9 protein-coding genes and 1 other RNA gene are annotated in these 11,699 nt (G+C 66.6%); 2 read left to right on the top strand and 8 right to left on the bottom strand.

Features of this window, described 5'->3' with window-relative positions:
* The first annotated feature begins 325 nt into the window (after positions 1–325).
* Positions 326–3,739 (top strand): acyl-[ACP]--phospholipid O-acyltransferase, encoded by a 3,414-nt coding sequence (locus tag NVS89_RS09950; RefSeq protein ID WP_258732531.1) that lies wholly within the window; start codon positions 326–328, stop codon positions 3,737–3,739.
* Complete coding sequence (locus NVS89_RS09955) at positions 3,736–4,374, top strand: TetR/AcrR family transcriptional regulator (RefSeq protein WP_258732532.1); 639 nt, start codon at positions 3,736–3,738, stop codon at positions 4,372–4,374. The genes NVS89_RS09950 and NVS89_RS09955 overlap by 4 nt, the downstream gene beginning before the upstream one ends.
* A gap of 36 nt (positions 4,375–4,410) precedes the next feature.
* Here the strand turns inward: NVS89_RS09955 and NVS89_RS09960 are convergent, their stop codons facing one another.
* The 8 genes from NVS89_RS09960 to NVS89_RS09995 all read right to left on the bottom strand — a co-directional run bounded on the left by NVS89_RS09960 (position 4,411) and on the right by NVS89_RS09995 (position 11,671).
* Positions 4,411–4,947 carry a hypothetical protein gene (locus NVS89_RS09960; RefSeq protein WP_258732533.1) on the bottom strand — a complete coding sequence of 179 codons (537 nt, stop codon included), beginning with the start codon at positions 4,945–4,947 and terminating at the stop codon, positions 4,411–4,413.
* 9 nt (positions 4,948–4,956) lie between these two features.
* Positions 4,957–5,277 carry a YbaB/EbfC family nucleoid-associated protein gene (locus tag NVS89_RS09965; RefSeq protein WP_258732534.1) on the bottom strand — a complete coding sequence of 107 codons (321 nt, stop codon included), beginning with the start codon at positions 5,275–5,277 and terminating at the stop codon, positions 4,957–4,959.
* Positions 5,278–5,289: 12 nt separating this feature from the next.
* Positions 5,290–7,242, bottom strand: a complete 1,953-nt coding sequence (locus tag NVS89_RS09970; protein ID WP_258732717.1) for a DNA polymerase III subunit gamma/tau — start codon at positions 7,240–7,242, stop codon at positions 5,290–5,292.
* A gap of 261 nt (positions 7,243–7,503) precedes the next feature.
* A complete protein-coding gene (locus NVS89_RS09975) occupies positions 7,504–7,740 on the bottom strand; it encodes a hypothetical protein (protein ID WP_258732535.1) in 237 nt (78 codons plus the stop codon).
* Positions 7,741–7,912: 172 nt separating this feature from the next.
* Positions 7,913–8,011, bottom strand: an RNA gene (ffs, locus tag NVS89_RS09980) — signal recognition particle sRNA small type.
* Positions 8,012–8,065: 54 nt separating this feature from the next.
* Positions 8,066–9,145 carry a hypothetical protein gene (locus tag NVS89_RS09985; protein ID WP_258732536.1) on the bottom strand — a complete coding sequence of 360 codons (1,080 nt, stop codon included), beginning with the start codon at positions 9,143–9,145 and terminating at the stop codon, positions 8,066–8,068.
* Between the two features lie 244 nt (positions 9,146–9,389).
* Positions 9,390–10,340, bottom strand: a complete 951-nt coding sequence (gene pip, locus NVS89_RS09990) for a prolyl aminopeptidase (protein WP_258732537.1) — start codon at positions 10,338–10,340, stop codon at positions 9,390–9,392.
* A 122-nt stretch (positions 10,341–10,462) separates the two neighbouring features.
* Positions 10,463–11,671, bottom strand: coding sequence for an MFS transporter (locus NVS89_RS09995; protein ID WP_258732538.1), 1,209 nt, complete (start codon positions 11,669–11,671; stop codon positions 10,463–10,465).
* Between the last annotated feature and the right edge of the window lie 28 nt (positions 11,672–11,699).

An 11,699-nucleotide genomic window follows, 5' to 3' on the forward strand; every position in this document is an offset into this window, starting at 1 on the left:
AAGCCGGCAGTCGGACGTCTTTCCTTGTCGGCGATCGCGCGCGGCTCCGGCGCGGCCTTTCCATCCCTTCAGCTTTCCGAAAAACCGGGAGCGAGATTCCTTCCGCCGGTCATGAACCTGCGTCGCGCCGGATGTGCCTCGATCGTGCGCCGATGACTGCCGGCCTTCGTTGGAAGCCCCGTCCGGCTCCGGGAAATCAGCGTCGGTCGAATACGGGACCCACGGGCTGCGCGCGCCTCTTCTTGACCCTCTCCTCATTTTATGTAAGTGATCGTTCACATACATAAGGGCAGCGCGAGGGCGGCCTGATGGGGGAGGACGGTTCATGTTCACGCGGCTGATGGCGGCGCGGCGTTTCGCGCCGCTGTTCTGGTGCCAGTTCTTCTCGGCGTTCAACGACAATTTCGTGAAGAACGCCATGGCCTTGCTCATCCTCTACGGGCTCGCGGTCGAGAATGGCGGCGCCATGATCACGCTGGCCGGCGGCATCTTCATCCTGCCCTTCTTCCTGCTCTCCAGTCTCGGCGGCCAGCTCGCCGACCGCTACGACAAGTCGCTGATCGCGCGGCGGCTGAAATTCGTCGAGGTCTGGGTGGTGCTAGTGGCGAGCGCGGGCTTCGTCATGCAGTCGCTGCCGGTACTGATGGTCGGCCTGTTCCTGATGGGCTGTCTCAGCGCGCTGTTCGGGCCGGTGAAGTACGGCATCCTGCCGGACCATCTCGCCAAGGACGAGCTCGTCGCCGGCAACGCGCTGGTGGAGACCGCGACCTTCGCCGCCATCCTCGCCGGCACGGTGGGCGGGGGCATCGCCATGACCCACACCGGCGACTGGGCGGTGGCCGGCTTCACCTTCGCCTTCGCCATCGCCTCGTGGATCTTCGCGCGCAACATTCCGCCCACGCTGGCGGCGGCACCGGACCTTGTGATCGACCGCAACATCTGGCGCGGCACGCGGGCGCTGATCGGCGAGCTGCGCCGGCGCAAGGCGACCTGGCAGGGGGCGCTGATCGTCTCCTGGTTCTGGCTGGTCGGCGCGGTGGTGCTCGCCCTGCTGCCGACGCTGGTGAAGGACGATATCGGCGGCGGGGAGAGCGTGGTGACGCTGTTCCTGGCATTGTTCACCATCGGCGTCGCCATCGGCTCGACGCTGGCGGCTAAGCTCTCCGAGGGGCGGATCGTGCTCGCGGTGGTGCCGTTCGCGGGGCTGACGATGGGCGGGTTCTGCCTTGCCCTGGCGGCGCTGATCGGCGCCCATGAGCCGGCGGTGCCGGAGCTCGGCTGGTACGCCTTCCTCACCTCGCCGATCGGGCTCGAGACCGCGCTGGCGCTGGTCGGGCTCGCCGCCTCGGGCGGCGCCTTCGTGGTGCCGACCTTCGCCTATGTGCAGGCCGAGGCGGGCGAGGAGCAGCGCGCGCGGGTGATCGCCGGCACCAACGTGCTCAATGCCGCCTTCATGGTGGCCGGCGCGGTGTTCATCGCCGCGCTGCAGTTCGCCGGCCTCTCCGCGCCGGTGCTGGTGGCGCTGATCGGCCTCGCCAGCCTCGTCGTGGCGGTGATGGTGGGGCGCGCCTTCCGCGGCCATGTGATGCGCGACCTGATCCGGCTGGTGTTCAAGGTGCTGTTCCGGGTCGAGGTGAAGGGGCAGGAGCACCTGTCCGCCTACGGCCCGCATTCGGTGATCGCGATCAACCATGTGAGCTTCCTCGACGCACCGCTGATCATGGCGCTGCTCGACAACGACCCGATCTTCGCGGTCGACGCGACCATCGCCAAGCGCTGGTGGATCAGGCCGTTCCTCAAGCTGGTGCGCGCCTTCCCGCTCGACCCGACCCGGCCGATGGCGACGCGCGACCTGATCCGGCTGGTGCGCGAGGGCGAGCAGCTGGTGATCTTCCCCGAGGGGCGGATCACCGTGACCGGCTCGATCATGAAGATCTATGACGGCTCGGCGTTGGTGGCTGATAAAGCCGAGGCGCCGGTGATCCCGGTGCGGATCGAGGGGCTGGAGCAGACCTATTTCTCGCGCCTGACCACCGACCAGACCCGCAAGCGCCTGTTCCCCAAGGTGCGCGTCACCATCCTGCCGCCCAAGCGGATCCAGATCGACCCGGAGCTGATCGGCCGCCGGCGGCGGCGCGCGGCCGGGGCGGCGCTCTACGACATCATGTCCGACCTCGTATTCGAGACCAGCCATACCGGCATCACCGTCTACCAGGCGGTGGAGGAGACGGCGGTGCGGCTCGGCAAGGGGCGGACCGTGGTGGAGGACCCGCTCGGCAGCAGCCTGACCTATCGCAAGCTGCTGATGGGGGCGAAGATCCTCGGCGACAAGCTCGCCGCCGAGACCGGCCCGGGCGAACGCGTGGGCGTGCTGCTGCCCAATGCCGCCGGCATCGCGGTGGTGCTGATGGGCCTGTCTCGCCACGGCCGCGTGCCGGTGATGCTGAACTACACCGCCGGGGCGGTGAACCTCGTCGCGGCGTGCAAGGCGGCCGAGGTGAAGCTGGTGATCACCTCCACCACCTTCGTCGAGAAGGCACGGCTGGAGAGCGAGGTGGCCGAGCTTGCCCGCCATGTGCGCATCCTCACCAGCGAGGAGCTGCGCGGGCGCGTGACCGGTTTCGACAAGCTCGCCGGCCTGCTGCCGACCCCGGCGCCGAAGCCCGTGAGCCCGGACGAGCCGGCCTTCATCCTGTTCACCTCCGGCTCGGAGGGAAGCCCGAAGGGCGTGGTGCTTTCCCACCGCAATATACTGACCAACGTCGCGCAGGTGGCGGCGCGGATCGACTTCTCGCCCGCCGACATCATGTTCAACGTGCTGCCGGTGTTCCATTCCTTCGGGCTGACCGGCGGGCTGGTGCTGCCCATGGTCTCGGGGCTGAAGACTTTCCTCTATCCCTCGCCGCTGCACTACCGGATCATTCCCGAGATGGTCTACGCGACCAACGCCACCGCCATCGTCGGCACCGACACCTTCCTGATGGGCTATGCCCGCACCGCCAACCCTTATGACTTCCGCTCGCTGCGCTTCGTGGTGGCCGGGGCCGAGCCGGTGAAGGCGGAGACGCGGCGGGTGTGGATGGAGAAGTTCGGCCACCGCATCCTCGAGGGCTATGGCGTGACCGAATGCGCCCCGGTGCTGGCGGTGAACACGCCGATGTTCAACCGCGCCGGCACCGTCGGGCGGCTGCTGCCGGGCATCAACTACCGGCTCGATCCGGTGCCGGGCATCGACGAGGGCGGGCGGCTCAACGTGCATGGGCCGAACGTGATGCTGGGCTATCTGCGGGCCGAGAAGCCGGGCGTGATCGAGCCGCCGGTGGGGGGCTGGTACGACACCGGCGACATCGTGGCGGTGGACGATGAGGGCTTCGTCGCCATTCGCGGCCGCGCCAAGCGCTTCGCGAAGATAGCCGGCGAAATGATCTCGCTGGCGGCAGTCGACGCGATGGTGGCGGCGCTGCGGCCCGATGCCGAGCACGTCGCGGTCGCGGTCCCCGACGCCAAGCGCGGCGAGCGCGTGATCCTGCTTACCACCGCCTCCGACCTGACAAGGGCGGCGCTGCAGGCGCATGGGCGCGAGCTCGGCGTGACCGAACTGATGATCCCGGCCGAGATCCTGCCGATGGACGAGCTGCCGCTGCTCGGCTCGGGCAAGGTGGACTTCACCAAGGCGCGGGTGAAGGCGCTTGAGGTCATCGCCGCGCGCGGCAGGGCGCCGGTGGGAGAGGGCGCATGAGCGCGCCCGCGCGACGGCTGCCGGCGAAACGCATCGCCGAAGGCGGATCGGCGGGCCGGCCCGCTCCCCGGCGCGGGCGCGACGGCACGGCCACGCGCGCGCGCATCGAGGCCGAGGCGCTGCGGCTGTTCGCGCAGAAGGGTATCGACGGCACCTCGGTGCGCGACATCGCGCAGGGCGCGGGGGTGAGCGAGGGCGCGCTCTACCGGCACTTCGTCTCCAAGGAAGAGCTGGCGCGGGCGCTGTTCCTCTCGCGCTACGCGGCGCTGGCGGGGAAGATCTGCGCCATCGACGCGCGCGAGGCGACGCTGGCGGAAAAGCTCGCCGCGGTGGTCGAGCTCGCCTGCGCGCTGTTCGACGCCGAGCCGGCGCTGTTCGCCTATCTGCTGATCCACCAGCACGATCATCTCGCCCATGTGCCGGAGGCGCCGGAGGCGAATGTGGTGACGGCGGTGGAGCGGATGCTGGCCCGCGCGGGCGTCCCCGCCGCGCGCGCGACGCTGGCGGGGGCGATGGCGCTGGGCTGCGTGGTGCAGCCGGCGGTGTTCGCGCTCTACGGCCGGCTCGACGGCCCGCTCGGCGCCCGCGCCGGCGAGATCGCCCGGGCGGTGGAGGGGATCGTCGAAAAAATATAAGCTAAGATAATTTTATATATTATCTAAGTATCGTGTTCAGAATATAGACTTTCCATTAAGTCTAATTTGCTTGAGTGTAACTACAGAATTCCTTATTTCTGTTTTAACTTCTCTTATTAGGCCGTCGATTTCTGCGATTTTTTTGCTATTTTCTTCTTTTGTCTTGGAATTGTCTAGTTCATACAATCTATTTTGCCAACCTACAGATCGTTTTGACGCATATAGTGCTTCGTAAAAATAATTCCTTATACGTTCAGCTTCTTCGCTCCCCCCGATTATCGCAAGCCATTCCAAATTACGATCTACGACATTCGTAACTGTCTCTATACGTGAAGTATATTCAAACCAAATTTCATTCCTATTTTCATAATGCGAAATCAATTTATCCAACAATTGTTGAATATGGCGGCCATGTTCTTTGAAAATGGCTCTTGCCGTGTCTCTACGATCTCGTGCGTGAAGTCTCTGTTGCCAAACGAGCGCCGACATCGAGCCCACAGCGGCGAGGACTCCGCCGATGACGGCGCCAAGGAATGCTTCATTGGATATCAAAGACCAAACTGATTCGATCATGCAATCATTTTAGAACAGCTTCATCCCCGGCGGGATCGGCAGGCCGGCGGTGAGTTCCTGGGTCTTCTCCTGGATCAGCCGCTCGCCCTTGCTGCGTGCTTCCGTGTGGGCGGCGACGATCAGGTCTTCCAGGATCTCCGCCTCATCCGGGTTCAGCAGGCTCGGGTCGATGGCGATGGCCTTCAGCGTGCCCTTGGCGGTGAGGCGCACCGTCACCATGCCGCCGCCTGCCGCGCCTTCGACCTCGGTGGCCTCGAGATCGGCCTGCAGCTGCTCCATGCGGGCCTGCATCTCCTTCACCTTGGACATCATGCCGAGAAGGTCTTTCATGGGGGCTCCTGATCAGAATTCGATATCGTCGTCCGAGGGGTCGTCGTCGGGACCGGCGGCGGCCATCATCTCGTATTCATCCGGCGAGACCGGGGTGGGACCCTCGTCCGGCGCCTGCGCGCGCACGTCGACGATCGAGGCGCCGGGGAAGCGCGCCAGCACGGCGGCCACCAGCGGGTCGGCGCGCACGCCGGTCATCATCGCGTCGCGCTCGGCGGCGGCCTTCTCGGCCAGCGTCGGCTCGCCCTCCTCATGCTGGGAGAGCGCGACCAGCCAGCGCCGGCCGGTCCATTCGGAAATCTTGGCCTGAAGCTCCTGCACCAGCACCGGCGAGCCGCCGGGCGCGAGCGCCACCTCGATCCGGCCGTCCTCGAAGGCGACCGGGCGGATGTGGTTCTCCAGCGCGAATTTGAGGCGCAGGTCGCGCTTCTGCGCCGCCAGCGCCACCAACTCGGGCAGGCTGGCGATGGCGAGCGCGGGAGCCTGCTCGCGCGCCGGGGCCTGAGCGGGACGCGGCTCGCCGCGCGCGGCCAGCGAGAGATGGCTCGCCGCCGAAGGCGCCGCGGCGGGGGCGGATGCCGGGGCGGGAGAGGGCGCGGAAGACGCGACCGGCGCGGCGAGGCCGCGCGATCCGCCGGCCGCCAGCGCCGCGCCGGGGCCCGAGCCCGGACCACCGCCCGCGCTCGCGCTGCGGCCCGCGCCGCCGCCATTGCCGGGCGCGGCGGGGGACGGGCTCTCCGGACCGCTCTCGCGCAGGCGGCGCAGCGCCTCGTCCGGGGTGGGCAGGTCGCTCGCATAGGCGAGGCGCACCAGCACCATCTCGGCGGCCTGGATCGGCTTGGCGGCCTGCTGCACCTCGGCGAGGCCCTTGGTCAGCATCTGCCAGGCGCGCGCCAGTACGCGCATCGACAGCTTCTCGGCGAAGTCGCGCCCGCGCGTGCGCTCGGCCTCCACCAGGGCGGGGTCGTCGGCGGTCTCGGGCAGGATCTTCAGCTTGGTGACGAGATGGGTGAACTCGGCGAGGTCGGCGACGACCACCGCCGGGTCGGCGCCGGAATCGTACTGCTCGCGCAGCTCGGTCAGGGCGAGGCCGACCTCGCCCTTCATCAGCGCCTCGAACAGGTCGATGACGCGGCCGCGGTCGGCGAGGCCGAGCAGGGAGCGCACCTGCTCGCCATGCACGGTGCCGCCGGCCGACTGGGCTCCCGAATGGGCGATCGCCTGGTCGAGTAGGGACAGCGCGTCGCGCACCGAGCCTTCCGCCGCGCGGGCGACGAGGCTGAGCGCCTCGACGTCGATGCCGACTTCCTCCGCCTCGCAGATGGCGCGCAGGTGCCGCGCCATGGTGCCGGCCTCGACCCGGCGCAGGTCGAAGCGCTGGCAGCGCGAGAGCACGGTGACCGGCACCTTGCGGATCTCGGTGGTGGCGAAGATGAACTTCACATGCTCGGGAGGCTCCTCCAGCGTCTTCAGCAGGCCGTTGAAGGCGGCCGTGGAGAGCATGTGCACTTCGTCGATGATGAAGACCTTGTAGCGGGCCAGCACCGGCTTGTAGCGCGCGGCCTCGATGATCTCGCGTATGTCGCCGATGCCGGTGTTGGAGGCGGCGTCCATCTCCTGCACGTCGACATGGCGGCTCTCGATGATGTCGCGGCAGTGGCGGCCGAGGGCGGGCATGTCGAGGGTCGGCGCGCCCGCGCCGGCCGGGCCGTCGGCGGGCTCGTAGTTCAGCGCGCGGGCGAGGATGCGGGCGGTGGTGGTCTTTCCCACCCCGCGCACGCCGGTGAGGATATAGGCCTGCGCGATGCGCCCGGAGGCGAAGGCGTTCCGGAGCGTGCGCACCATCGCGTCCTGGCCGATCAGGTCGGCGAAGGTCTGCGGGCGGTACTTGCGCGCGAGCACGCGGTAGGGCGCGGCGGGCGGGGAGGCGCCGGGGGTGGGCGAATCGAGGCCGAGGCCGGGCATGGCCGGCGTCTCGACGACGCCGCCTTCCGGGCCGCTGCCGTTGCCGGCGGTGCCGATATCGCCGTCGCCGGGGCTGATGTCGCTCTCGCTGGTCCTGATGTCGCTCATGGCCCCTTCATATCATCGCCCGGTGCGGGAGGGGCAAGAAGGGGAGCCTCGGGACGGCAAATTTCCGGCGTCCGACCGCAATGCCGCCCGTCCGCGCCCGCGAGAAGGCGGCGCGGCGGACCGGTTCGGCGATCGGGGGAGCGGGCGGGCGGCCTATTTGCCGGGGCTGAGCGAATCCGCGTCGCGCACGCGCACGCAGACATAGCGGCGGTAGCCGTCCTCATAGGCCTTGCGCGTCTCGTCCTTCAGCTTGGACGGGATGTCGGCCTTCAGCACGGACTGGCAGGCCTCCTCGCTGGCGAAGACGTGCTGGACCTCGGCCGGCTTGGTGACCACGCGGATATGCGGGCCGGTGAGGGCGTTGAGCGCGACGATGACGATGGCCCACATGGGGATCACTCCGGTGCTGCACAGGGGAAGCGCCGCAAATGCCTAGAGCGGCACGCCGGGCGAGGCAAGTATCCGCAACGGCAAGCGCGCGGGGAACACGCACGGGGCCTCGCGCGGGAAGCCGTCGCGCCACTCGCGGGCGGCGCCGTGTCGTCGGCCGGGAAGGGGAAAGGGTGGGAGGCTGGACAGAGACCCGAGACCGGGCTCGTTGGGGCTGCTTCCTTCCGGACCTGACCCGGTTGGCGAGTGGCTCGTCCACCGCCAACCTCCCGCCGGCTATATCGGGCAGATGGGCGGCAGATGCAAGGGGGAGCAAGGCGTTAAATCAAGAACGCGTTCGCACGTTTACTGAAATCTCAGATAGTATGCGTTCTCTCGATTGTACGCGGATATACCAGTCTCCGACACAATCTAGAGGTGCTCCTATGCCGAAGACCCATGTGAATGAATTTATTTCTGTATCTTCCTTGCGTAACGGAAATGCAATTCTGCTAACTTCGATATTTCTTGGATTTGTAATTGATATTTGTAATCCTCGAATGTGATTGCTGCAAAGTTTTGTCCATTTTGCAGTAAGCGCAATAGGCCATATCGTGTTAAATGGAATTGTGGGGGCGTAATATATTGTCCATCCACCTCCGGAAATAAAAAGTAATCCGTCTCGGGTATCTATATGATTTGCTGCAATCAATGTGCTTATGCGAAATCCATTCTGGATGTCGGTGTCGGAAATAGATATCCAATCATCCGGGAGGGTGCCTGATTTTCCTGCCATCCCTCCCCTCGCTCTTAGTTCGTCTTTAATTTCACCGTCTGGGCCGTAAATTCTCATTGTTGTATCTTCGCCGGGTCCGCCGTGCTGGCCCGGCAATGTTCCGCTCCTCCCTGCCGAGCCGACTACTACTTCGATGCGATCGCCTGGAACGACGTCGAACGAACCGCAAGAACTGTCCCCTCCGTTGCCGCCATCTCCCCCAACGGAATCCGGACCGATAGCCCCGGCGCCGCCGCCGCCTGACCCGGGCGCCGGGTCAGGCACGGACTTCGCAGGCGTGTTGTCATTTCGCTCGATATCTAGCGGACGGCTGTGGGATTGAATTTTCCCCCCTTTGCCACCTTTGCCGCCACGGGAACCGGGTCCAATGGCGCCACCTCCCCCACCGCCTGCACCCGGTGCGCGGCCACCTTCGCCTCCGAGCTGGATGGGTGAATTAGTGATAGTGATATTGGTGGTCGGGAATGACGCCTGAATAGCTTCGTTTGCCATTTTTTGGGTTAGATTCCAACCCATATACGCTTTTCGATGTTTTTTTATCTGTTGTTGTTTCCACTCAGAAAGTAAAGATGGTTGATAAAGGGATATATTATTAATACTGTCTATTTTGCTGGCGTGAGGTAGGCACATAATTATCAAATTTTCATCGGACCTATTTTCATCGGACGTCTGTTTTGAGCTCCATCTCGGGCCTCCTTGTCGACGTGCACAAATGTGGCAGACACGCGAGTTCAGCACCCAAACACCCGACCTTTCGTCCTCGCGGTATAGGGGCTCAGGACAATCTGGGTACGCGCAGCTAATGGCGCGGCCGTACAGCATTTTGACCGTTGCTGTGGTAGGAAGCGGATGCTCGACTAATTTATTCAATGACTTACCCCCCGAACCCGTCCGTCGCCCGTATCAGCCGGTCCAGTATGCCCGGCTCGCAATAGGCGTGGCCGGCGCCTTCGATGAGGTGGAACTGCGCATCCGGCCAGGCCTTGTGCAGCTCCCAGGCGTAGCGGGCGGGGCAGGGCATGTCGTAGCGCCCGTGCACGATGACGCCGGGAATGCCGGCGAGGCGATGCGCGTTGTCGAGAAGCTGGCGCTCGTCGAGCCAGGCGTTGTGGAAGAAGTAGTGGTTCTCGATCCGCGCGAAGGCGAGGGCGAAATGCCCGTCCAGCCAGGGCGCGGTGAAGGCCGGGTTGGGCAGCAGGGTGATGGTCTCGCCCTCCCAGATCGACCACGCCTTGGCCGCCTCGAGCTTCCTCGCCTCGTCGTCGCCGGTGAGCAGGGCGCGATAGGCGCGGACGGGGTCGGCGCGGCCTTCCGGCGACAGCGGGGCGAGGAAGCGCTCCCATTTGTCGGGGAACATCTCCGAGACGCCGAAGCGGTAATACCAGTCGAGCTCGGCGCGGGTGAGGGTGTAGACGCCGCGCAGGATCAGCTCCGACACCCGCCCGGGATGGGTTTCGGCATAGGCGAGCGCCAGCGTCGAGCCCCAGGAGCCGCCGAAGACCTGCCATTTCTCGAAGCCGAAGGTCTCGCGCAGCCGCTCGATGTCGGCGACGAGGTGCCAGGTGGTGTTGTCGGTGAGGTCGGCATAGGGCACCGAGCGCCCGCAGCCGCGCTGGTCGAACAGCACCACCTCGTAGCGGGCGGGGTCGAACAGGCGGCGATAGTCGGGCGAGATGCCCGCGCCCGGCCCGCCATGCAGGAACACGGCGGGCTTGGCGCCCTTCGTGCCCACGCGCTCGTAATAGATGGAATGGCCGTCGCCGACGTCGAGCATGCCGCTCTCGAAGGGCTCGATCGGCGGGTAGAGCGTGCGCAGGTCTGTCATGACGGGTTCCGGCGGAGGGGCGGAGCGGGACGGGCGGGATGTCGACTCACGGGCGACGATGCCATTCTACGCCCGCCGGGCGCGGCCGGGAGGGCCGCCCGGCGCCGCACCCGCCCGCGCGCCTATGCTTCGCGCGCGGACCTGAGGCTCGGCAGGAACCAGGCGAGCAGGCCGAAGGCCGGCAGGAAGGCGCAGAGCTGGTAGACGACGTCGATGCCGTAATGGTCCGCCAGCAGCCCGAGCGCCGCCGCCGCGAGCCCGCCGAGGCCGAACACCAGCCCGTAGAAGAAGCCGCCGATGAGGCCGACGCGGTGCGGCAGCAACTCGATGGCGTAGACCAGTATGGCAGCGAACGCGCTCGACATGATGAGGTTGATCACCACGGTCAGCACGGCGGTCGCCACCAGCCCGACATGGGGTAGGGCGATGGTGAAGGGCAGGGCGCCGAGGATGGAGAACCAGATCACCTTGTTGCGCCCGATCCTGTCGCCGACGATGCCGCCGAACAGCACGCCCGCCGCCGAGGAGACGAGGAACAGGAACAGCATGAGCTGGGAGACCTGCACCGACACCTGGAACTGCTCGATCAGGTAGAAGGTGTAGAAGGAGGTAAAGCTCGCCGTATAGGCGGTCTTCGAGCACAGCAGCGCGATGAGGATGAGAAGCGCGGGCAGCACCTGCCGCAGCGGGCGGGCCGGCGGCTCGGTGCCCGGCGCGCCCGCGCGGCGCGCGGGACGGGCGGCGTCGAGCTCGGCATGGCGGGCCGCGGTCCAGCCGAGGATCATCATGGCGAGCAGGGCGACGGCGGAGAACCAGGCGAGGCTGACCTGGCCGTGCGGCACCACGATGAAGGCTGCCAGCAGCGGGCCTACCGCCTGGCCGAACTGCCCGCCGACCTGGAACAGGCCCTGCGCGAAGCCGTAGCGCCCGCCCGAGGCGCTGCGCGCCATGCGGGTGGCTTCCGGGTGGAAGATGGAGGAGCCGATGCCCACGCACGCCGCCGCCGTGAGCAGCAGCGCGAAGCTGCCGGCATAGGCGAGGCCGATCAGCCCGACGAAGGTGAACCCCATGCCGATGGCCATGGAGTTCGGCATCGGCCGGCGGTCGGTATAGAGCCCGACGGCGGGCTGCAGCAGCGAGGCCGAGATCTGGAAGGCGAGGGTGATGAGGCCGATCTGGCCGAAGTCGAGCGCGTAGGTCTGCTTGATGATCGGGTAGATCGCCGGGATCAGCGACTGCATCATGTCGTTGAGCAGATGCGCGACGCTCAGCGCGACCAGGACCGGCATGGCGGAGCGGCGGGCCAGCTCCGCCGGGGCGTTCATCGTCATCGGAAGGGCACTCGGGCGGCCGCGGGAA

Source organism: Ancylobacter mangrovi (assembly GCF_024752355.1).
Taxonomy (GTDB): domain Bacteria; phylum Pseudomonadota; class Alphaproteobacteria; order Rhizobiales; family Xanthobacteraceae; genus Ancylobacter; species Ancylobacter mangrovi.

Coding starts and splice junctions, on each gene's coding strand:
- NVS89_RS09950 (WP_258732531.1), top strand. CDS start 326: ATGTTCACGCGGCTGATGGCGGCGCGGCGTTTCGCGCCGCTGTTCTGG.
- NVS89_RS09955 (WP_258732532.1), top strand. CDS start 3,736: ATGAGCGCGCCCGCGCGACGGCTGCCGGCGAAACGCATCGCCGAAGGC.
- NVS89_RS09960 (WP_258732533.1), bottom strand. CDS start 4,947: ATGATCGAATCAGTTTGGTCTTTGATATCCAATGAAGCATTCCTTGGC.
- NVS89_RS09965 (WP_258732534.1), bottom strand. CDS start 5,277: ATGAAAGACCTTCTCGGCATGATGTCCAAGGTGAAGGAGATGCAGGCC.
- NVS89_RS09970 (WP_258732717.1), bottom strand. CDS start 7,242: ATGCCCGGCCTCGGCCTCGATTCGCCCACCCCCGGCGCCTCCCCGCCC.
- NVS89_RS09975 (WP_258732535.1), bottom strand. CDS start 7,740: ATGTGGGCCATCGTCATCGTCGCGCTCAACGCCCTCACCGGCCCGCAT.
- NVS89_RS09985 (WP_258732536.1), bottom strand. CDS start 9,145: ATGTGCCTACCTCACGCCAGCAAAATAGACAGTATTAATAATATATCC.
- pip (WP_258732537.1), bottom strand. CDS start 10,340: ATGACAGACCTGCGCACGCTCTACCCGCCGATCGAGCCCTTCGAGAGC.
- NVS89_RS09995 (WP_258732538.1), bottom strand. CDS start 11,671: ATGACGATGAACGCCCCGGCGGAGCTGGCCCGCCGCTCCGCCATGCCG.